The organism is Pseudomonas sp. JBR1 (assembly GCF_028198185.1).
Lineage (GTDB): Bacteria > Pseudomonadota > Gammaproteobacteria > Pseudomonadales > Pseudomonadaceae > Chryseomonas > Chryseomonas oryzihabitans_E.
Window position 1 is genome coordinate 2915894 of the sequence record NZ_CP116340.1, and the last position, 19812, is coordinate 2935705.

18 protein-coding genes are annotated in these 19812 nt (G+C 67.5%); 9 read left to right on the plus strand and 9 right to left on the minus strand.

What is annotated here, in order from left to right:
- Positions 1 to 78 precede the first annotated feature (78 nt).
- Positions 79 to 756 (minus strand): deoxyribose-phosphate aldolase, encoded by a 678-nt coding sequence (gene deoC / locus PJ259_RS13475; RefSeq protein ID WP_271653185.1) that lies wholly within the window; start codon positions 754 to 756, stop codon positions 79 to 81.
- Positions 757 to 848: 92 nt separating this feature from the next.
- Between deoC and deoR the strand changes: the two genes are divergently transcribed.
- Positions 849 to 1613, plus strand: coding sequence for a DNA-binding transcriptional repressor DeoR (gene deoR / locus PJ259_RS13480; protein WP_059316362.1), 765 nt, complete (start codon positions 849 to 851; stop codon positions 1611 to 1613).
- On the opposite strand, the gene PJ259_RS13485 is transcribed toward deoR, so the two are convergent.
- The 4 genes from PJ259_RS13485 to PJ259_RS13500 all read right to left on the minus strand — a co-directional run bounded on the left by PJ259_RS13485 (position 1606) and on the right by PJ259_RS13500 (position 6563).
- A complete protein-coding gene (locus tag PJ259_RS13485) occupies positions 1606 to 2691 on the minus strand; it encodes an aldose 1-epimerase family protein (RefSeq protein WP_271653186.1) in 1086 nt (361 codons plus the stop codon). The genes deoR and PJ259_RS13485 overlap by 8 nt on opposite strands.
- A 13-nt stretch (positions 2692 to 2704) precedes the next feature.
- On the minus strand, positions 2705 to 4036 hold the full coding sequence (fucP, locus tag PJ259_RS13490; protein ID WP_271653187.1) for an L-fucose:H+ symporter permease: 1332 nt from the start codon (positions 4034 to 4036) through the stop codon (positions 2705 to 2707).
- Between the two features lie 47 nt (positions 4037 to 4083).
- Positions 4084 to 5010, minus strand: coding sequence for a ribokinase (gene rbsK, locus PJ259_RS13495; protein WP_271653188.1), 927 nt, complete (start codon positions 5008 to 5010; stop codon positions 4084 to 4086).
- A 227-nt stretch (positions 5011 to 5237) separates the two neighbouring features.
- Positions 5238 to 6563: a DUF3100 domain-containing protein gene (locus tag PJ259_RS13500; protein ID WP_271653189.1), complete on the minus strand. Its 1326-nt coding sequence runs from the start codon at positions 6561 to 6563 to the stop codon at positions 5238 to 5240.
- Between the two features lie 328 nt (positions 6564 to 6891).
- Here PJ259_RS13500 and PJ259_RS13505 point away from each other — a divergent pair, with 328 nt between their 5' ends.
- On the plus strand, positions 6892 to 7794 hold the full coding sequence (locus PJ259_RS13505; protein ID WP_271653190.1) for a LysR family transcriptional regulator: 903 nt from the start codon (positions 6892 to 6894) through the stop codon (positions 7792 to 7794).
- 187 nt (positions 7795 to 7981) lie between these two features.
- Here the strand turns inward: PJ259_RS13505 and PJ259_RS13510 are convergent, their stop codons facing one another.
- Genes PJ259_RS13510 through PJ259_RS13520 form a run of 3 tightly spaced genes read right to left on the minus strand, consistent with a single transcriptional unit; the run spans position 7982 to position 11550 of the window.
- On the minus strand, positions 7982 to 9136 hold the full coding sequence (locus PJ259_RS13510; RefSeq protein ID WP_271653191.1) for a M20 aminoacylase family protein: 1155 nt from the start codon (positions 9134 to 9136) through the stop codon (positions 7982 to 7984).
- A gap of 3 nt (positions 9137 to 9139) precedes the next feature.
- Entirely contained in the window at positions 9140 to 10657 is a 1518-nt protein-coding gene (locus PJ259_RS13515) for an aldehyde dehydrogenase family protein (RefSeq protein WP_271653192.1), read from the minus strand.
- Between the two features lie 2 nt (positions 10658 to 10659).
- Positions 10660 to 11550: an NAD(P)-dependent oxidoreductase gene (locus PJ259_RS13520; RefSeq protein ID WP_271653193.1), complete on the minus strand. Its 891-nt coding sequence runs from the start codon at positions 11548 to 11550 to the stop codon at positions 10660 to 10662.
- Positions 11551 to 11891: 341 nt separating this feature from the next.
- On the opposite strand from PJ259_RS13520, the gene urtA reads away from it, so the two are divergent.
- The 7 genes from urtA to PJ259_RS13555 all read left to right on the plus strand — a co-directional run bounded on the left by urtA (position 11892) and on the right by PJ259_RS13555 (position 19225).
- Complete coding sequence (gene urtA / locus PJ259_RS13525) at positions 11892 to 13166, plus strand: urea ABC transporter substrate-binding protein (protein WP_271653194.1); 1275 nt, start codon at positions 11892 to 11894, stop codon at positions 13164 to 13166.
- 314 nt (positions 13167 to 13480) lie between these two features.
- The gene (urtB, locus tag PJ259_RS13530; protein ID WP_271653195.1) at positions 13481 to 15049 is read left to right on the plus strand and encodes an urea ABC transporter permease subunit UrtB; all 1569 of its coding nucleotides are present in this window, start codon (positions 13481 to 13483) and stop codon (positions 15047 to 15049) included.
- Entirely contained in the window at positions 15046 to 16125 is a 1080-nt protein-coding gene (gene urtC / locus PJ259_RS13535) for an urea ABC transporter permease subunit UrtC (protein WP_059316373.1), read from the plus strand. Before urtB ends, urtC begins: the two co-directional genes overlap by 4 nt.
- Positions 16122 to 16967 carry an urea ABC transporter ATP-binding protein UrtD gene (gene urtD / locus PJ259_RS13540; protein WP_271653196.1) on the plus strand — a complete coding sequence of 282 codons (846 nt, stop codon included), beginning with the start codon at positions 16122 to 16124 and terminating at the stop codon, positions 16965 to 16967. Before urtC ends, urtD begins: the two co-directional genes overlap by 4 nt.
- A 125-nt stretch (positions 16968 to 17092) precedes the next feature.
- On the plus strand, positions 17093 to 17791 hold the full coding sequence (gene urtE / locus PJ259_RS13545) for an urea ABC transporter ATP-binding subunit UrtE (RefSeq protein ID WP_064307638.1): 699 nt from the start codon (positions 17093 to 17095) through the stop codon (positions 17789 to 17791).
- A 134-nt stretch (positions 17792 to 17925) separates the two neighbouring features.
- The gene (gene aroQ / locus PJ259_RS13550) at positions 17926 to 18366 is read left to right on the plus strand and encodes a type II 3-dehydroquinate dehydratase (RefSeq protein WP_271653197.1); all 441 of its coding nucleotides are present in this window, start codon (positions 17926 to 17928) and stop codon (positions 18364 to 18366) included.
- A 4-nt stretch (positions 18367 to 18370) separates the two neighbouring features.
- Complete coding sequence (locus PJ259_RS13555) at positions 18371 to 19225, plus strand: shikimate dehydrogenase (protein ID WP_271653198.1); 855 nt, start codon at positions 18371 to 18373, stop codon at positions 19223 to 19225.
- Between the two features lie 99 nt (positions 19226 to 19324).
- On the opposite strand, the gene PJ259_RS13560 is transcribed toward PJ259_RS13555, so the two are convergent.
- On the minus strand, positions 19325 to 19780 hold the full coding sequence (locus PJ259_RS13560; RefSeq protein WP_271653199.1) for an REP-associated tyrosine transposase: 456 nt from the start codon (positions 19778 to 19780) through the stop codon (positions 19325 to 19327).
- Positions 19781 to 19812: the final 32 nt, after the last annotated feature.

Below are 19812 nucleotides of genomic sequence, written 5' to 3' on the forward strand. Positions count from 1 at the left end.
GGCTCCTCCGCCGAAGCCCAACACAAGGCGGCACCGTTGGGCTTCGCTGCGCTCAACCCAACCTACAGGCGTCCTGCCCTAATACCCGGCCCCACCCTCACCCCCACTGACGATGGCCACGCCCGAACTGGTCCCCAGACGGGTCGCGCCGGCCTCCAGCATGGCCTGGGCGGTGGCCCGGTCGCGGACGCCGCCGGAGGCCTTCACGCCCATGTCCGGACCCACCTCCTCGCGCATCAGCCGCACGTCGTCGAGGGTCGCCCCACCGTGGCCGAAACCGGTCGAGGTCTTGACGAAGGCGACCCCGAGATCGCGACAGATCCGGCAGGCCTGACGCTTCTGGGTCTCGTCGAGCAGACCGGTCTCCAGGATCACCTTGAGCGGTACCGCGCCGCAGGCCGCCTGGACCGCGGCGATGTCGGCGGAGACCTCTTCCAGCAGGCCATCCTTGAGCCAGCCGATGTTGAGCACCATGTCGATCTCCCCCGCCCCGGCGGCGATGGCCCGCTCGGCTTCGAAGGCCTTGGCCGCGCTCAGCCCGGCGCCGAGCGGAAAGCCCACCACCGCGCAGACCTTGACCGCACTGCCGGCCAGTTGCGCCGCGGCGTGGGGGACCTGGGCGGAATTCACGCACACCGAATAGAAACCGTGGGTGCGCGCCTCCTGGCACAGGCGCTCGATCTGGGCGCGGCGGGCATCGGCGGCGAGCAGGGTGTGGTCGATGGTCTTGGCGAGTTCGCCGGGTTCAAGCTGCATGGGGCCTCCTCAGGCACGGGTAGCGTATGATCGGATCAGAATTCTTTGTTCGTGTGGCCTGTACGTCTTGTCGGACTCCCGTAGCACCTCTCATGGATAGCAAGAAAGCCGCTCGGCTCAAGCTGATGCACCAGGCGTTGCAGGACCAGCACGCCATTCACCTGCGCGAGATGGCCCAGCTGCTGGGTGTCTCGGAAATGACCCTGCGCCGCGACCTGCGGCTCCCGCCGGACGGGCTGCGGCTGCTCGGCGGTCATGTCACCCGCGATGTCGGCGGCAGCGAGGCGCCCGGCTACCAGGTGGTGGAACAGGACCTGCGCCAGGTCGAGGAAAAGCGCCGCATCGGTCGGCTGGCCGCGGCCCAGATCCGCGCCGGCGATACCATCTTCCTCGATTGCGGGACCACCACGCCCTTCGTGGTGGACTTCATTCCCGATGACCTGGAATTCACCGCCGTCTGCCACTCGCTCAATGTGCTGCTCAAGCTGCAGCAGAAGGTCAACTGCACCCTGGTGGTGTGCGGCGGGACCTTCCAGCGCAAGAATCAGATCTTCGAGAGTCGCCTGGAGACCGGAGTGCTCGATGGCGTCCGCCTCACCCATGCCTTCGTTTCGGCGGCCGGGGTGAGCGCGGACTTCGGCGTCACCTGCTTCAACTTCAACGAGGTCGAGGTCAAGCAGAAGGTCCTGCGCCAGGCCCAGCAGCGGCTGCTGCTGGTCGACCATACCAAGTTCGACGTGGTGCGCGCCGCGCATTTCGCGGCGCTCAGCGACTTCGACGGGGTGGTCAGCGACGGGCGCATCCCGCGCAGCTATCGCGAACGGATCGAGGCGAACGGCGCGCAACTGCTCACCTGATCCGCGTTGGGTCGGCCAGGCGCGTCAGCAGCGCCTCGCGTTCGGCGGCGGCGAGGTAGCCGGTGCGCACGCTGAAGGCCCGCCGTTCACCCGGTTGCAGCTGCTGCACCTGGCCCTTGGCGGTCTCGGCCAGATAGCCCTCCGGCTCGCAGGTCGCCGGCAGCACGAAGGCCGCCACCTGCTGATCGGGGTTGTGCAGCACCCAGCGCGTGGCATGGGGCAAGCTCTCTGGGCGATAGGCCGTGTAGAAGGCCGCGCCGCCCGGATGCTCCAGCAGGAAGTGCGCCTCCCCTGCCGCGTCGGTGCCCGGCGCATCGATGAAGCTGACGATTTCCGGCTGGTAGCGCTCAGGCGCATCCAGCACCCGCAGGCGTTCCGAATCTTCGGCCAGCTCGGCGATGAAGGCCTGCCAATCGGCGGTCGGCCGCACATGAGCCGGCACGCTGGTGCGTACCCGGGTGCGGGCCACGCCCAGCGGCTCATGGAAGCGGCCGCCGGGTACGTAGGCGTAGTTCATGTGCGCCATGTACATGAGGTCCATGGGCTGGCCGGCCTGGTTTTCCACCTCCAGGCCCAGTTCGAACACGGCGGTGTCCGGCCTCAGGGTCACGCTGGGTTGGGCGCGATAGCGATCGCCAAAGCCCATGGCGTAGTCATGGCGCCCGCCCAGGCGCAGGAAGTCACCCGCCGCGTCCCGGCCCAGCTCCAGCCAGGCCTCGTCCAGCGGCGCGCAGGGCAGTTCGCCGTGCAGCTCGTGGCTGTCCTCCGGCGCCGGGCAGCCGTTGCGCAGCACCCCGGCGTGGAACATGAAGCAGCCATAGGTCTCGATGATCCGCCGGGTCGGCCGCGGCTGATCGAACAGCCCGGGCATGGTCAGGCGGCAGCCGTCGAAGGTGGCATCCCAGACCATCTGTCCCTGATAGGGCAGCACGACCAGCCGGCCGCGGCGATTCTCCAGGGCCAGGGCGCGGACCCCGGAAGGATAGGTCCAGGCGCGCACCTGGAAGGCGTCGCTGGCGAGCAGGGTGCGCTCGCACGCGGTGAATTGCTCAGGCTGCAGGGGCAGGCGTACGGACATGGCGGTGCCCTCCTCAGGCAGTCTGGGCAGCGCCCACCGGCAGCCGCTCGCTGGCCGGATGACGCAGGCAATAGAGGGCGTAGGCGACGATCACCGTGAAGCACAGCAGGGGCACCGAATAGGCCAGCTGCATGTTGCCGCCGGTGTAGTCCGACAGCAGGCCCTGGAAGATCGGGATCACCCCGCCGCCGACGATGCTCATCACCAGCAGCGAACCGCCGAATTCGGTATCGCGGCCGATGCCGTCGACGGTCAGGCCATAGATGGTCGGCCAGCAAGGGCCGAGGAAGATGCTCACGCCCACGGCGGCGTACACCGCGGTGATGTTGGGCACCAGGATGGTGTAGGCCAGCAGGGCGATGCACAGCACGCCGTAGACGCCCAGCACCTTGGCCGGATGCCAGCGGCGCATCAGCAGGTTGGCGATCAGCTTGCCGACGAAATAGGCGGCGAAGGTGGTGAGCAGGAACCAGGAGGCACTGCGTTCGTTCATGCCGCCGAGCTGCATGGCCAGGCGGATGGTAAAGCTCCAGACGCCGACCTGCGCGCCGACATAGAGGAACTGCGCCAGCACGCCAAAGACGAAGCGTGGATTGCGCCTCAGCCGCCCGAGGCTGGCGGCGATACCGTCGCGCTCGCTACGCACGGCATCGTTGCCCTTGCAGGCCGGATAGCGGGTACAGGCGATCAGCACGAAGATCAGCACCAGCACGCCGATCATCCACTGGTAGGGCGTCAGGGTGGCCTGGATCATCTGCAGCTGCTGGGCGGCGGCCTCGGCGGGATTCATCTGCAGCAGCTGCGCCTGGCTGGCGTCGCCGTCCTTGAACATCACGAAGCTGCCCACGTAGACGCCGGTCATGGCGCCGAAGGGGTGAAAGGTCTGGGAGATGTTCAACCGGCGGGTGCCAGTCTCGCGCGGCCCCAGCAGGGTCGAGTAGGTGTTGCAGGCGGTCTCCAGGAAGGACAGTCCCGCGGCGATCACGAACAGCGCCAGCAGGAACATGCCGTACTTGGCCATGGACGCGGCCGGAAAGAACAGCAGGCAGCCGACCATGTAGAGGAACAGGCCGAAGAGGATGGTCGTCTTGTAGCTGAAGCGCCGCACCATCAGCGCAGCCGGCAGGGCCAGGAAGAAATAGCCGAGATAGAAGGCCGACTGGACGAAGGCGGTCTGGAAATCACTGAGCAGGAAGGCCTTCTTGAAGTGGGCGATGAGCACGTCGTTCATGCTCGCCGCCGCCGCCCAGAGGGCGAAGATGCAGCACAGCAGGATGAAGGCGAACCAGGGCGTGCGGTTCAGGTAATAGCCGTCGGCGCTGGGCCGCAGGGGTGACTGGCTCATTGTTGTTCTCCGTAGGGATGCCAGGGTGAGGGATCGCCGACCTTGCGTCAGAGATCCAGGGAAGTGAGGTAGTCGGCGAAGACCGCAGCCTCGGGATAGGAGGTCTGGGTACCGCGTCCGGTGACCGACAGCGCCGAATAGGCCACGGCCCGCTGCATGGCGTCCCGGAGGCCGAGGCCCTGGACGCGGCCATGGGCGAAGCAGCCGATGAAGGCATCGCCGGCGCCAGTGGTGTCGATGGCCGCCACCGTCTGGCCGGGCAGGCTGAACTCGCCCTCCTCGCCCACGTACAGCGCGCCCTGGGCACCGAGGGTGACCACCACATGGCGGATGCCGCGACCGGCCAGCACCCGTGCCGCGGCGAAGGCGCTCTCGCGATCCCGTACCGGCAAGCCGCTCACCAGGGCTAGCTCGGTCTCGTTGGGGACGAAATAATCCAGCCGGGCGAGGTACTCGGCGCTCAGGTCGGCCACCGCGGGGGCCGGATTGAGCAGCACGGGGATACCCAGCCGCCTGCCGCAGTCGATGGCCGCATAGACCGTCTCCAACGCGATCTCCAGCTGCAGCACGATCAGCGCGCAGTCGCGCAGATCGGCTTCCGCCGCCTGGATGTCGGCTGGAGCGAGGGCGGCGTTGGCGCCCTTCACGATGAGGATGCTGTTGTGCGAGTCGGGCTGGACGAAGATCGGCGCCACCCCGCTGGAGCGACCCGGCGCGCGGGTCACGTGACGGGTATCGATGCCGAAGCGGCGGAAGTTGGCCAGGGTGTTGTCGGCGAAGAGATCGTCGCCGACCTTGGTCACCATCAGCACCTCGCTACCCAGCTTGGCCGCGGCGACCGCCTGGTTGGCGCCCTTGCCGCCACAGCCGAGGGCGAAGTCTGGCGCTTCCAGCGTCTCGCCCTGCACGGGTAGCCGCTCGATGTAGGTGATGAGGTCGACCATGTTGCTGCCGATGACCGCGATTTTGCCCATGCCGAGCGCGCCTCCGTCTTCTTGATGTTATTAAATTAACGGTTTTTGTTAATTTTCCATCATAGATACTGCAACTCCGGGCACAGCTCAAGCGCCGGTGATCGCCCACGGACGACACCGGGCCGCCAGGACTCAAGGCTGGGAGCTGCGACACGAAATGCGGGAAGCGGCGGAGCGATACGGCAGCGGGAAGCGGCGCACCGGGGACCCGGTGCGCGCGGAGAGAATCAGTGAAACACTTCGGCGATGAAGGCCGCGCCGATGAAGGTGCCAAAGCTGGCGATCAGCGAAACCACCACGATGCGCCAGCCGAGGCGCCGGAAGGCCGGGATGTCCTTGGCGATGGACAGGCCGGCGAAGGCCAGCATGGGGGTGATCAGCGCCATGATGCCGACCGCGTTGTGGGCGGCGGTGATCTGCGGCGCCAGCGGGCACCAGGGCGAGGTCAGGAACATGGCCACCAGCGATACCCAGCACACCGCCGGCACCTTGCGGCGAAACAGCTGGCAGAGCAGTTCGCCGACGAAGGCCGCCAGGATCATCACCGCGACGCCCAGGAAAGCAGCCGGTGGCAGGGTCTTGCTCATCACCAGGGTCGCCAGCAGCGCCAGGGCACCCGAGGCCAGCCAGGCGCTGAAGCGTGCCGACCAGCCCAGTTCCACGGGTTCGTCCACCACGGCGGCATCCACCGAACTCTGCTGGAAGGAGGCCTTGGTGGTACGGCCAATGCGCGGCTCCATCACCCGGTAGCCCCAGATCGCCAGCGGCAGGGAGATGAACAGGGTGAAGTAGGTGCCCAGGGTCAGGGTGATGAGGTTGGCGGCGGCGGCCAGGGCCATGACCTCCTTGGCCACCTCGGCGGTCTGCTGGGCGGCGATGGCACCGGCCGCGGCGGCCATGATGCTGCCCGAGCCCAGGCCGGCGCCCATGGCCAGGGAATAGGGGTGGAAGATGTTCAGGCTGGCGATGAAACCGGCCACGATGGCCATGAACACCGCGCCGAACAGGGTGCCGGTCAGGTACTCGGCGAGCACGCCGCGGCCTTCCGGGGAGTCCATGCCATAGCGTTCGCTGATGATCGCCAGGCTCGGTTCGCGCCCCACCGAGAAGGTGGCACCGATGGCCTCGCGCTTGATGCCCAGCAGCAGGGCCACCGGCAGGCCGAGCAGGATGGTGCCGACGAAATGCCCCAGCTCCTGGAAGGCGAGTGCCCAGCCGGCGGCGATCACCGTGGGCAGCGAGCCACCCACCACCAGGCCGAGCTTGGCAATGAACACCAGCAAGGCGTATTGCAGAATGGCCGCCGAGCGCACCTGGGCGCCGCGGTCGATACCCAGACCCAGCGGCATGCGCTTGCCGACCTGCCCCACCGCCGCACCCAGCAAGAGCGCCCAGATCATCGGCAGCAGCACCACCTTGCCCGGCCCCAGCGGTATGGTGAGGGAGCCGATCAGCTCGGCGATCAGCAGCACCAGCGCTGCCCAGATGTAGAGTCTGACGGTATTGCTGACGGCTCGGTCCTGGCCCACGGCCAGCGTCGGATTGGCGCTCATTCTTCCCCCTGCGGCCCGCTCGCGGGCTCGGTTGTTGGTATGGTTGGCAGTCGCGAGCAGAGAGGCCCGCTGGGCAGAAAAGGGCTCCGCTAGGGAGCAGGACCCGGTCGTTCTGGGGCTCTGGCAAAGGTTCTGAGCAGAACTTACCGGAGAGTGAACGCCACGCGCTGACACTGTCTCGCGTAAGGTTTTCCATCGTTCCGGGGCTCTGCGTCGAGGGCCTCGGCCAGGCCGGGCGGCCGTGGTCTTGGCCCGAGTATGGACAGCGGCCTGTTCTCTCTCCAATACTGGAAATGGCCTTTTCCGTTGCCTTTAAGAGAACACACGGATGCGTGGAATTCACGAACAGCGCTTGCATTATTTCGTCGAGGCGGTGCGCCTGGGCAGCGTGCGCGCTGCGGCTGACGCCCTGGATATCGCCCCGTCCGCGGTCAGCCGGCAGATCGCCCAGGTCGAGGCGGAGCTGGGCGTCGACCTCATCGAAAGACACCGTCGCGGCATCACCCCAACCGAGGCCGGGCGCCTGGTGCTGGACTATTTCCGCCAGCGCCAGACCCAGCTCGACGGCCTGAGGGACGCCATCTCCGATCTCCAGGGACTGCGCACCGGCCGTGTGGTGCTGGCCATCGGCGAAGGCTTCATCGGCGACCTGTCGCGCAGCCTGGGCGACTTTTCCGCGCGGCATCCGGAGATCGAGGTCAGGGTCAATGTGGTGGGTACCAACGAGGTGATCCGCCAGGTAATGGAAGACGAGGCGCAACTGGGGCTGGTGTTCAATCCGCCGCGCGATCCGCACCTGCGCGTACATGGCAGTCGCGAGCAGCCGCTCTATGCAATGGTGGCGCCCGAGCATCCGCTGGCCGCGACCCAGGGCCCTGTGACCCTGGCAGCGCTGGGCGAGCATCGCCTGGCCGTGCCGGACATCTCCTACGGCATCCGCCAGATGCTCGACGCCGTGGAGCAGGCCGCCGGCCAGCGCCTGGCACCGACCCTGACCTGCAACACCTTCGCCCTGCTCAAGCACTATGCCCAGCAGGGCGGCGTGACCCTCTTGCCGCTGTTCGCCGCTACCCAGGAGCTGGACAGCGGCGCCTTGCGCGCCCTGCCCCTGGCCGATCCGGGCTTCGCCCGCGCCCATGTCGAGCTGGTCACCCGCCTGGGGCGCAAGCTCAGCCGCGCCGCGGACGAGTTGCGCACGGCCATGGTGCAGCGGATGACCGCCTTTCGCTGAGCGTCGGCTCAAAGCCAGCTGCGCGTCGGCCAAACTGCGTTGAAGATGCCTTCGGAATGCTCATTTACCACTTGTGAACTCGCCCGCGAGTCCGATCCGCTTCCTCAGGCCTCTTCGCGGGGCCGCCCAGGCCTTGTTTGGCTCTTGCTCGCAAGGCTTTAGGCTTTGACCAAACGCTGAAGACTAATCAGGCGGGCAGTTCCTGGCGTACCAGCTCCGCCCACAGCCGCACGGCTGGTTCGATGATGGCGTCGTTGAAGTCGTAGGCCGGATTGTGCAGCGGTGCCGAGGGTTGCTCACCATCGACACCCAGCCAGAGATAGGCTCCCGGACGCGCCGCCAGCATGAAGGCGAAATCCTCGGAGGCCATGGACGGTGGCACGCCGTCACTGACCCGCTCGGCGCCAAAGGCTGTCACCGCCGCCTGACGCACCCGCGCCGCATGCTCGGGATGGTTCTCGGTCACCGGATAGCCGCGGGTGAACTCCAGCTCGCCGCGCACGCCCTGGGCCAGCGGCGCCTGAGCGACGATCTCGCCGATCAGCCGCTCAACCTCGGCACGTACCGCGCCATCCAGGCAGCGCACCGTGCCCCTGAGCCGCGCCACCTCGGGGATGACATTGATGGCCTCCCCTGCCTCCATCATGGTCACGCTGACTACCGCGGCGGCCAGCGGCGAGATCCGCCGGGCGACGATGGTCTGCAGTTGCAGGATCAGGTCCGCCGCGGCGACGATGGGATCACGCCCGCGCTCGGGCATGGCCGCGTGGCAGCCCTTGCCGGTGAGGGTGATGGCGAAGGTGTCCAGCGAGGCCATCATGGCGCCCGGATTGACCACCACCTGGCCGGCCGGCAATCCCGGCCAGTTGTGCAGACCGTAGATAGCGTCCATGGGGAAGCGCTCGAACAGGCCGTCCTCGATCATCTTTTGCGCGCCGCCGAGATTTTCCTCGGCGGGCTGGAAGACGAAATAGAGGGTGCCGCGGAAGTCGCGGTGCTCACTCAGATGGCGCGCCGTGGCCAGCAGGATGGCGGTATGGCCGTCATGGCCGCAGGCGTGCATGCGCCCGACGGCGGTGGAACGGTGGAGGACGTCCCCCACCTCCTGCATCGGCAGGGCGTCCATGTCGGCACGCAACCCCAGGCTGGGGCCCTCGCCGTGACGCAGTACCCCGACCACGCCGGTGCCACCGAGGCCGCGATGAACCTCCAGGCCGAAGCCCTCCAGCAACTCGGCCACCCGCGCCGCGGTGCGGTGCTCGGCGAAACCCAGCTCGGGATGGGCGTGGAAATCGCGACGCCAGCTGCGGGCGTCGTCCAACAAGGCTTGATGGATAGTCATCTGTTACTCCAGGCTGGCGCCATAGCCGAAGCCGGCGGCGGGCACCGCGGCGGTTTCCACCCAAACGCTCTTCACTTCGCTGTATTCGCGCAGGGCGTCGAGTCCCGAGGAGCGACCGTAGCCGCTCTCGCCGTAGCCGCCGAAAGGCGAGCTGACGTGGATGGTCTTGTAGCCGTTGACCCAGAAGGTACCGGCGCGCACGCCGCGCGCCACCCGGTGGGCACGACCGACATCGCGGGTCCAGACCGCCCCGGCCAGGCCGAAGCGGCTGTCGTTGGCGATGCGGATGGCATCGGCCTCGTCCTTGAACGGGATAGCCACCACCACCGGCCCGAAGATCTCTTCCTGGGCGCAACTCAGGCCATTGTGGCCAGCCAGTACCGTGGGATTGACGTAGTAGCCCATCCCGGCCGGCAACGGCTCGACGCCATTGGCCACCAGCCGTGCGCCCTCACCGAGGGCACCTTCCACCATGTTCCTGACGTGGGCGAACTGCTTGGCGTTGTGGATCGGGCCGATCTGCGTCTCGGGATCGCTCGGATCGCCGACCTTGAACTGGCTGGCGGCGCGGGCCACCGCCTGGATGAAGCGCTCGTAGATGGACTCCTGCACCAGCAGCCGCGAACCGGAGACGCAACTCTGGCCGGCGCCGGAAAAGATCGCCGCCTGGGCGCCGCGCACGGCCAGGTCCAGGTCGGCGTCCTCGAAGACGATGTTGGCCGACTTGCCGCCCAGCTCCAGCACCACCGGGATGCAGCGCTGGGCCGCGGCAGCGGCGATGTGCCGGCCGGTGGCCGGCGAACCGACAAAGACCACCTTGCGGATGTCGGCATGGGCGATCACCTGCTGGCCGACGGTATGGCCCTGGCCGGCGAGCACGTTGACCAGGCCCTTGGGCGCACCGGCGCGTTCCACCAGCACGCCCAGCAGCAGCGATGTCACCGGAGTCAGCTCGGAAGGCTTGAGGATCACCGCGTTGCCGGCGGTGATGGCCGGGGCGATCTGCCAGCCACCGGTAAAGATGGGTGCGTTCCAGGGGGTGATCTGCAGCACCGTGCCCAGGGGTTCGTAGGTCACGTAGTTGAGGTGGCTGGTGGGCACCGGGATGACCTCGCCGTGCAGCTTGTCAGCCCAGCCGGCGTAGTACTCGAACATCTCGGCGACCTTGAGCACCTCGACGCGGGCATCACGGATCGGTTTGTTGGCGGTCAGCGATTCCAGCTGCGCCAGGACCTCGGCCTCCTCGCGGACCAGGGCGCCAACCTTGTAGATGATGCGACCGCGCGCCTGGGCGGTCAGGGCGCGCCACTCCTCGCGTGCCCGGCGGGCGGCGGCATCGGCGCGCTCGACCACCGCCAGGTCGGCATCGGGGTAGCTGTAGGCCGGGCTGTCGTCATGGGCGCTGCGCACGGTGATCCGCTCGCCGCTGCCATCGACGAAGGCGCCGTCCACGTAGCTGGCGACCTGCTGGCGGTCGCCCCAGAAGGGCTTGAGCAATTCCAGTGTCTTGGCGTTCATCATGATCATTCCTCCTTGCCGAACAGGTCTTCGCTGGTGCGTCGCGCGATGGCGCAGAAATCCTCGCCATCGGCCAGGGTCTCGGCGCTGGCCTTCCAGGCCTGGGCCGTGGCCGCGGCCAGCGGCAGGTCGAGGCCGAGCTCGGCGATGAGCTGCTGGGCCAGGCCCACGTCCTTGCGCATCAGGCCCATGGTGAAGCCGGAGTCGTAGGCCTTGTTCAGCACCCAGGTGGGGAACATGCCCTGGCTGGCGGCGCTGCGCCCGGAACCGGCATTGATGCCTTCGAGCAGCTTTTCCGGGGCGACGCCGGCACGGGCGGCCATGGTCACCGCCTCGGCGGTGGTGATCAGGTGCGCCGCGGCCAGCAGGTTGTTGGCGATCTTGGCGATGTTGCCGGCGCCCACGGCGCCGATGTGCACCCGGGTCGCGCTCATGGCTTCCAGCGCCGGCAATGCCTTGGCCAGGGCTGCCTCGCTACCGCCGATGACCATGGTCATGGTGCCGGCCGCGGCCCCGGCGGGGCCGCCGGAGACAGGGGCATCGAGGAAATCGGCGCCGACCTCGGCGAAGGCCGCCGCTACCCGGCGGCTGGTCTCCGGGGTGGAGGTGGTGGTGTCGACCACCACGGTGCCCGGCCGCACGCGGCTGACCAGGCCCGCCTCGCCCAGGCACACGGCCTCGACGTGCTCGGCCTTGGGCAGCGACAGCACGATGACGTCGCTGCCGGCGGCCAGGGCCGCCAGATCGCCAGCGATGGCCACGCCCTGGGCAGCGACCCGCTCGCAGGCGGCGCTGGAGGGATCCAGGCCGGTGACGGCCACGCCCTTGCGCGCCAGGGTGATCGCCATGTTGCCGCCCATGTTGCCGAGTCCGATGACCCCGACCTGCCTGCCCATGCCTTGTTCCTCTTCTTCGAATGGGTGTGACCGCCCCGGTGGCCGGCCCTTGGCGATCGAGTATGGGAGGCGCCAGGCATCACCACCAATACGGCATTCGGACTTTCATGTTGCGCAAAAGGCAACGGCAAACGAGGGCACCAGCATCGTGCAAAGGCGCCGGCAGAGGGCACTGCCCAGCCCCAGGCTGGTGCAGGGCAACTGGTCACAAACGCCTGGGCTGCAGGCAAGAGGCCAGTCGCCATGCGCCTTGCCGAGGCCTGGCACAGTTCCTGAAAAGCGCCCTGGCGGGCCAGCAGCCCAGCCCAACAACAGCGCACGTTCGCTTAGGAGCCTTTCGCATGAAGCGCCGCCCCCTACTGAAGACCACCCTTGCCGCCTCCGCCCTGCTCATGAGCGGCCTGTTCCCCTGGAGCGCCGCCCACGCCGCGGACACCATCAAGGTCGGCATCCTGCATTCGCTGTCCGGCACCATGGCCATCTCCGAGACCTCGCTCAAGGACATGGCGCTGATGACCATCGACGAGATCAACGCCAAGGGCGGCGTGCTGGGCAAGAAGCTGGAACCCGTGGTGGTGGATCCGGCCTCCAACTGGCCGCTGTTCGCCGAGAAGGCGCGCCAGCTGATGACCCAGGACAAGGTCGCGGTCACCTTCGGCTGCTGGACCTCGGTCTCGCGCAAGTCGGTGCTGCCGGTCTACGAGGAACTCAACGGCCTGCTGTTCTACCCGGTGCAGTACGAAGGCGAAGAGATGTCGCCCAACGTCTTCTACACCGGCGCGGCGCCGAACCAGCAGGCCATCCCGGCGGTGGAATACCTGATGAGTGAAGAAGGTGGCGCGGCCAAGCGCTTCTTCCTGCTGGGCACCGACTACGTCTATCCGCGCACCACCAACAAGATTCTCAGATCCTTCCTGCACAGCAAGGGCGTGCAGGACAAGGATATCGAGGAGGTCTACACCCCCTTCGGCCACAGCGATTACCAGACCATCGTCGCCAACATCAAGAAGTTCGCCGCGGGCGGCAAGACCGCGGTGGTCTCCACCATCAACGGCGACTCCAACGTGCCCTTCTACAAGGAACTGGGTAACCAGGGCCTGAAGGCCACCGACGTACCCGTGGTGGCCTTCTCGGTGGGCGAGGAAGAACTGCGCGGCATCGACACCAAGCCACTGGTCGGCCAGCTGGCCGCCTGGAACTACTTCGAGTCGCTGGATAACCCGGTGAACAAGAAATTCGTCGACGCCTGGAAGGCCTACGCCAAGGCCAAGAACCTGCCCAACTACCAGACCGCCGTGACCAACGACCCCATGGAAGCCACCTACATCGGCATCCACATGTGGGCCCAGGCCGTGGAAAAGGCCGGCAGCACCGACGTCGACAAGGTCCGCAAGGCCATGGCCGGCCAGACCTTCGCCGCGCCGGACGGCTACACGGTGAAGATGGACGAGAAGAACCACCACCTGCACAAGCCGGTGATGATCGGCGAGGTCCAGGACGACGGTCAGTTCAACGTCGTCTGGCAGACCGAAGGCCCGGTCCGCGCCCAGCCCTGGAGCCCCTACATTCCCGGCAATGACAAGAAGTCCGACGAACCGGTGAAGAGCGGCAAGTAACGGCCAGCCCTCACCCCCGGCCCCTCTCCCCGAGGGAGAGGGGAGCGAAGCCTGAAAGGTGGCACCCCGCTCTTACCCCCTCTCTCCTTGGGAGAGGGTTGGGGTGAGGGCAAAAGGCGTTCCGCAGCCAACAGGAAATACCCGCACCACCACCGCTCCGCTCCTCCCCCTCTCCCTCTGGGAGAGGGCCGGGGTGAGGGCCCGCCAGCGCACCCGGCCAGACCGCCAGGTGCCCGGCACCAGAAACGAGGCCACGTCCGTCCTCCCCCCCGGAGACGACGCGCAGGAGCCTTTACCCACAGACGAGGCCGAGCATGTCCCTACGCCTTTTTCTTCTGCCCCTGCTGTTGCTGCTCGCCGGCACCGTCCAGGCCGGCCCCGCCGCCGAGCTGGCCGCCGCCAGCGCCAGCGACCAGGCCAAGCTCCTGCAGGCATGGGCCGCCGAACCCGACACCGCCCAGCTCCCGGTCCTCCAGGCACTGCAGGACGGCCGCTTCTATGTCGACGAAGACCGGCGCCCCTTCTACAAGATCGGCGATAGCTACAGCGCCGCCGAAGGTGACGCCACCGCCCCCACCGGCACACCCAAGCCGGTACGCCTGAACAACCGGCTGCGCATTCTCATAGGCGCCGCCCAGGCCAGCGGGCAACTGCTGTCCGCGGATGCCAGCGTGCGCCTGACCGCCGCCCAGGCCCTGCGCCAGGAGGCCAAGCCCGAACAGCGCTTCTTCCTGGAAAAACGCCTGCAGACCGAGGCCGACAAGGAGGTGAAGACCGCCCTCGCCGCCGCCCTGGCCACTCTGCAGCTGACCGATCCCGATCCCGCCGTGCGCCTAGCGGCGGTGCGCCTGCTGGGCGAGTCCGGCGAACCCCAGGCCAGGACCCGCCTGCAGGCCCTGCTCGATCCGGCCGTGGAAGCCAACGAAGACGTCCGCAAGGCCGCCGCCACCGGCCTTGCTCAGGTCGAGCGCAAGCTGCTGCTGGGCGACCTGCTCGGCCAGGCCTTCACCGGGCTGTCGCTGGGCTCCATCCTGCTGCTGGCCGCCCTGGGCCTGGCCATCACCTATGGCCTGCTCGGCGTCATCAACATGGCCCATGGCGAGATGCTGATGCTGGGCGCTTACAGCACCTATGTGGTGCAGCTGACCCTGCAGCGCCTGGCCCCCGAATGGCTGGCCTGGTATCCGCTGCTGGCGCTGCCGGTCGCCTTCGCCGTCACCGCCGCCATCGGCATGGCGCTGGAACGCACCGTGATCCGCCACCTCTATGGCCGGTCGCTGGAAACCCTGCTGGCCACCTGGGGCATCAGCCTGATGCTGATCCAGGCGGTGCGGGTGCTGTTCGGTGCCCAGAACGTCGAGGTGGCCAACCCGGCCTGGCTGTCCGGCGGCATCCAGGTGCTGCCCAACCTGCTCCTGCCGTGGAACCGGGTGATCATCCTCGGCTTCGTGGTCTTCGTGCTGATCCTGACCTGGACCCTGCTGAACAAGACCCGCCTCGGGCTGAACGTGCGCGCCGTGACCCAGAATCGCAACATGGCCGCCTGCTGCGGCGTCCCCACCGGCCGCATCGACATGCTCGCCTTCGGCCTCGGCTCCGGCATCGCCGGTCTCGGTGGCGTGGCCCTGTCGCAGATCGGCAACGTCGGCCCGGACCTCGGCCAGAGCTACATCATCGACTCCTTCCTGGTGGTGGTGCTCGGCGGCGTCGGCCAACTGGCCGGCAGCGTGCTGGCGGCCTTCGGCCTGGGGATCGTCAACAAGATCCTTGAACCCCAGATCGGCGCCGTGCTGGGCAAGATCCTCATCCTCGGCCTGATCATCCTGTTCATCCAGAAAAGGCCCCAGGGCCTGTTCGCCCTCAAGGGGAGGGTCATCGATTGAACCAGCCACTCGCGCTTACCGCCGTGCAGAAGGCCGGCCCGCGCCTGAGCCTTGCCGTGCTCGGCCTGGCCCTGGCCGTACTGATCGCCCTGCCGCTGCTGTCCCTGCTGCCAGCCGACAATGCCTTCCAGGTCTCGGCCTACACCCTCACCCTGGTGGGCAAGATCCTCTGCTACGCCATCGTCGCCCTGGCGCTGGACCTGGTCTGGGGCTACGCCGGGATGCTCTCCCTCGGCCACGGACTGTTCTTCGCCCTGGGCGGCTACGCCATGGGCATGTACCTGATGCGCCAGGCCGCCGGCGACGGTCTGCCCCCCTTCATGAGCTTTCTCTCCTGGACCAGCTATCCCTGGTTCTGGGCCGGCACCGACCATTTCCTCTGGGCGCTGTGCCTGGCGGTGCTGGCCCCCGGTCTGCTGGCCCTGGCGTTCGGCTTCTTCGCCTTCCGCTCGAAGATCAAGGGCGTCTACTTCTCGATCATGACCCAGGCGCTGACCTTTGCCGGCATGCTGCTGTTCTTTCGCAACGAGACCGGCTTCGGCGGCAACAACGGCTTCACCGGCTTCACCACCCTGCTGGGCTTTCCGGTGGCCGCCCAGGGTACCCGGGCAGTGCTCTTCCTGCTCACCGTGGCCCTGCTGACTGCCAGCCTCTGGCTGGGCTGGCGCCTGGCGCAGAGCAAGTTCGGCCGCATCCTCACGGCGATCCGCGACGCCGAGAACCGGGTGACCTTCTGTGGCTACGATCCGCGCGGCTTCAAGCTGTTCGTCTGGGTGCTCTCGGCGGTGCTCTGTGGCCTGGCCGGGGCGCTCTATGTGCCCCAGGTGGGCATCATCAACCCCAGCGAGATGGCCCCGACCAACTCCATCGAAGCGGCCATCTGGGTCGCCCTCGGCGGCCGCGGCAGCCTGATCGGCCCGGTACTCGGCGCCGGCATCGTCAACGGTGCCAAGAGCTGGTTCACGGTGGCCTTTCCCGAATACTGGCTGTTCTTTCTCGGCGCCCTGTTCATCGTCGTCACCCTCTATCTGCCGCGTGGCGTGATCGGCCTCATCAAGAAGGAGCGCGACGCATGAAAGCCGCCCCCATTCCCCCCACAGCCGCGGAAGTGCTCGATCCCGGCATCGGCGCCGAAGCCAGCGGCCTCGGCCATCGCGCCGGCAAGGGCCTGGATACCCGCCACGGCACCATCCTCAGCCTGGAAGGCATCGAGGTCAGCTTCGACGGCTTCAAGGCCCTGCGCGACCTCAATCTCTACATCGGCGTCGGCGAATTGCGCTGCATCATCGGCCCCAACGGCGCCGGCAAGACCACCATGATGGACGTCATCACCGGCAAGACCCGCCCCGACCGCGGCAGCGCCTGGTTCGGCGAGACCCTGGACCTGACCCGCCTGCAACCGGTGGAGATTGCCCAGGCCGGCATCGGCCGCAAATTCCAGAAGCCCACGGTGTTCGAGGCCCTGACCGTCTGGGAAAACCTGGAGCTGGCGCAACGGACCGACAAATCGGTCTGGGCCAGCCTCAGGGCGCGGCTCTCCGGCACCCAGCGTGATCGCCTGGAGGAGGTGCTCGGCACCATCCGCCTGCAGGACTCCCGCGGGCGCACCGCCGGGCTGCTCTCCCACGGCCAGAAGCAATTCCTCGAGATCGGCATGCTGCTGGTGCAGGAGCCGCAACTGCTGCTGCTCGACGAACCCGTCGCCGGCATGACCGACGCCGAGACCGAATTCACCGCCGAGCTGTTCAAGTCGCTGGTGCCCCGGCACTCGCTGATGGTGGTGGAGCACGACATGGGCTTCGTCGGCAGCATCGCCGACCACGTCACCGTGCTGCACCAGGGCCACGTCCTCGCCGAAGGCTCGCTGGACCAGGTCCAGGCCAACGACCAAGTGATCGAGGTGTATCTGGGGCGCTAGTGCACCAGACTTGAGAATGCACATCGCGGCCATGGGCCGCTCCTACCTGGAGCGGTCACATCGGCGAGCGGCACCCTATCCGTAGGAGCGGCCCATGGCCGCGATAAAACCTTCCCGAGGCCCCCATGCTCCAGGTCAACGAACTTCATCAATACTACGGCGGTAGCCACATCCTGCGAGGCCTGTCCTTCGAGGCCCCCATCGGCGAGGTCACCAGCCTGCTCGGCCGCAACGGCGTCGGCAAGACCACCCTGCTGCGTTGCCTCATGGGCCTGATCCCGGCCAAACGCGGCAGCGTCACCTGGGAAGGCCAGGACATCACCGCCCGCAAGCCGCACCAACGGGTGCAATCCGGCATCGCCTACGTGCCCCAGGGCCGCGAGATCTTCCCGCGCCTCACCGTTGAGGAAAATCTGCTCATGGGCCTGTCGCGCTTTCCCGCCCGGGAGGCCCGCGAGGTGCCGGAGTCCATCTACGAGCTCTTTCCGGTGCTCCGGCAGATGCGCCAGCGCCGCGGTGGCGACCTCTCCGGCGGCCAGCAACAGCAACTGGCGATCGGCCGCGCCCTGGCCAGTCGCCCGCGACTGCTGATCCTCGACGAACCCACCGAAGGCATCCAGCCCTCGGTGATCAAGGAGATCGGCACCGTCATCGCCCACCTGGCCAAGCGCGGCGACATGGCCATCCTGCTGGTGGAGCAGTTCTATGACTTCGCCAGCGAACTGGCCGATGGCTACCTGGTGATGTCTCGTGGCGAGATCGTCCAGCGCGGTCGCGGTGCCGACATGGAGGCCGAAGGGGTGCGCGGACTGGTGGCGATCTAGGCCTCCAGGGCCGATAATCGAACGCTTCCGGCGCAACACCCCGGCGGCGGATTGACGAAATTAACCAGCTGGTACATTTTCTCTGCAACGCCGGACGCTGGTCCGCCCGGCCAGATGACAACAGAGAGAACGCCATGTCCCGCCGCATCCTGGTCCTCAACGGCCCCAACCTCAATCTGCTCGGCACCCGGGAACCCGCCACCTACGGCCACGAGACCCTGGCCGACGTCGCCGAGCTGTGCGCGACCACCGCCGCCGAGGGCGGCTACGAGGTGGACTTTCGCCAGACCAACCATGAAGGCGAATTGCTCGACTGGATCCACGCGGCCCGCGGCGCCTACGCCGGGGTGGTGATCAATCCCGCGGCCTGGACCCACACCTCGGTGGCCCTGCGCGATGCCCTGGTGGCCAGCGAACTGCCGGTCTACGAGGTGCACCTGTCCAACGTCCATCGCCGCGAAGCCTTCCGCCACCATTCCTATGTCTCGGGCATCGCCGTCGGCGTCATCTGCGGCCTCGGCAGCCAGGGCTATCGTGCCGCCATCAGCGCCCTCATCGCCCACCAGGGAAACTAAGTCCATGACCGCACCCACCTCCGTCCTCGCCGGCCTCATCGGCGCCGGCATCCAGGCCTCGCTGACACCCGCCATGCACGAACGCGAAGGCGACGCCCAGGGCCTGAGATACCTCTACCGCCTGATCGACCTGGATGCGCTCGGCCTCGGCGCCGACGCCCTGCCCGAGCTGCTGCAAGCGGCCCAGCGCACCGGCTTCACCGGTCTCAACATCACCTTCCCCTGCAAGCAGGCGATCATCCCGCTGCTCGACGACCTCTCGCCCGAGGCCCGCGGCATCGGCGCGGTGAACACCGTGGTGCTGGCCGACGGCCGCACCGTGGGCCACAACACCGATTGCCTGGGCTTCGCCGAAGGCTTTCGCCGCGGCCTGCCGGACGTGGCCAAGCGCCTGGTGGTGCAACTGGGCGCCGGTGGCGCTGGCAGCGCCGTGGCCCATGCCCTGCTCGCCGAAGGCGTGGACCAGCTGTTCATCTTCGACGTCGAGGTCGAGCGCGCCCAGGCCCTGGTGGACAACCTGACCCGCCACTTCGGCCCCGGTCGCGCCGCGGTCGGCACCGACCAGGCCGCCACCGTGGCCGCCGCCGATGGCCTGGTCAACACCTCGCCGGTGGGCATGGCCAAGCTGCCCGGCATGCCACTGCCGGTCGAACTGCTGCACCCCGGCCTCTGGGTCGCCGAGATCATCTACTTCCCGCTGGAAACCGAACTGCTGCGCCAGGCCCGCGCCCTGGGCTGCCGCACCCTCGACGGCGGCACCATGGCCGTGTTCCAGGCGGTCAAGGCCTTCGAACTCTTCAGCGGCCGCACCGCCGACGCCGACCGCATGCAGGCCCACTTCGCCGAATTGCGCGGCTGATATCGCGGCCATGGCGGTCCGCCGATGCGGCCGCTCCTACAGGCTCCGATATGCCCCGTAGGAGCGGCCCATGGCCGCGATCAGCTTTCCTGGCACGATCTACAACCACACCGCATCCCAAAACGGATAATCACCCGCCCGCTTCACCAGCCCCGCCCGCACCGGATTGGCAACGATGTACCGGGCCACCGCCTGGACATCTTCTTCGGCTCTTAGAGCGTGGTCATGATAGGCCGGCGCCCACACAGCCCCTTTGGTATTGCGGATCGCATTGACCCGACGTGCACTGGCCGACTTTAGGCGCAGGACCAACTCGTCCAGGCTGAAACGCTCACCCAACGAAACCAGCCAATGGACGTGATCCGGCATCAACACCCACGCAAGCAGCCTGGCGTCATCAAGCAAACAAGGATCGTTAAAGGTCCGGGCCACCGTGCATGCCACGGGAAAATCGGCGAACAGCGCCTGGCGCTGGCTGGTAGTTGTGGTCAGGAGATACAGCTGGCCAGGCAAAGAAACCCGGCCCCTGCGTAACGCCGCATGACGTGATGACATCGCTCGTCCTTGAGAGATGAAAACGACCAGTT

Excerpts from the sequence above, each read along its gene's own strand:
- aroQ (WP_271653197.1), top strand. The coding sequence starts at position 17,926 with ATGTCCCGCCGCATCCTGGTCCTCAACGGCCCCAACCTCAATCTGCTC.
- fucP (WP_271653187.1), bottom strand. The coding sequence starts at position 4,036 with ATGAGCCAGTCACCCCTGCGGCCCAGCGCCGACGGCTATTACCTGAAC.
- PJ259_RS13505 (WP_271653190.1), top strand. The coding sequence starts at position 6,892 with ATGCGTGGAATTCACGAACAGCGCTTGCATTATTTCGTCGAGGCGGTG.
- urtE (WP_064307638.1), top strand. The coding sequence starts at position 17,093 with ATGCTCCAGGTCAACGAACTTCATCAATACTACGGCGGTAGCCACATC.
- urtD (WP_271653196.1), top strand. The coding sequence starts at position 16,122 with ATGAAAGCCGCCCCCATTCCCCCCACAGCCGCGGAAGTGCTCGATCCC.
- PJ259_RS13560 (WP_271653199.1), bottom strand. The coding sequence starts at position 19,780 with ATGTCATCACGTCATGCGGCGTTACGCAGGGGCCGGGTTTCTTTGCCT.
- PJ259_RS13500 (WP_271653189.1), bottom strand. The coding sequence starts at position 6,563 with ATGAGCGCCAATCCGACGCTGGCCGTGGGCCAGGACCGAGCCGTCAGC.
- PJ259_RS13515 (WP_271653192.1), bottom strand. The coding sequence starts at position 10,657 with ATGATGAACGCCAAGACACTGGAATTGCTCAAGCCCTTCTGGGGCGAC.
- PJ259_RS13485 (WP_271653186.1), bottom strand. The coding sequence starts at position 2,691 with ATGTCCGTACGCCTGCCCCTGCAGCCTGAGCAATTCACCGCGTGCGAG.
- deoC (WP_271653185.1), bottom strand. The coding sequence starts at position 756 with ATGCAGCTTGAACCCGGCGAACTCGCCAAGACCATCGACCACACCCTG.
- PJ259_RS13520 (WP_271653193.1), bottom strand. The coding sequence starts at position 11,550 with ATGGGCAGGCAGGTCGGGGTCATCGGACTCGGCAACATGGGCGGCAAC.
- urtA (WP_271653194.1), top strand. The coding sequence starts at position 11,892 with ATGAAGCGCCGCCCCCTACTGAAGACCACCCTTGCCGCCTCCGCCCTG.
- urtB (WP_271653195.1), top strand. The coding sequence starts at position 13,481 with ATGTCCCTACGCCTTTTTCTTCTGCCCCTGCTGTTGCTGCTCGCCGGC.
- PJ259_RS13555 (WP_271653198.1), top strand. The coding sequence starts at position 18,371 with ATGACCGCACCCACCTCCGTCCTCGCCGGCCTCATCGGCGCCGGCATC.
- rbsK (WP_271653188.1), bottom strand. The coding sequence starts at position 5,010 with ATGGGCAAAATCGCGGTCATCGGCAGCAACATGGTCGACCTCATCACC.
- deoR (WP_059316362.1), top strand. The coding sequence starts at position 849 with ATGGATAGCAAGAAAGCCGCTCGGCTCAAGCTGATGCACCAGGCGTTG.
- PJ259_RS13510 (WP_271653191.1), bottom strand. The coding sequence starts at position 9,136 with ATGACTATCCATCAAGCCTTGTTGGACGACGCCCGCAGCTGGCGTCGC.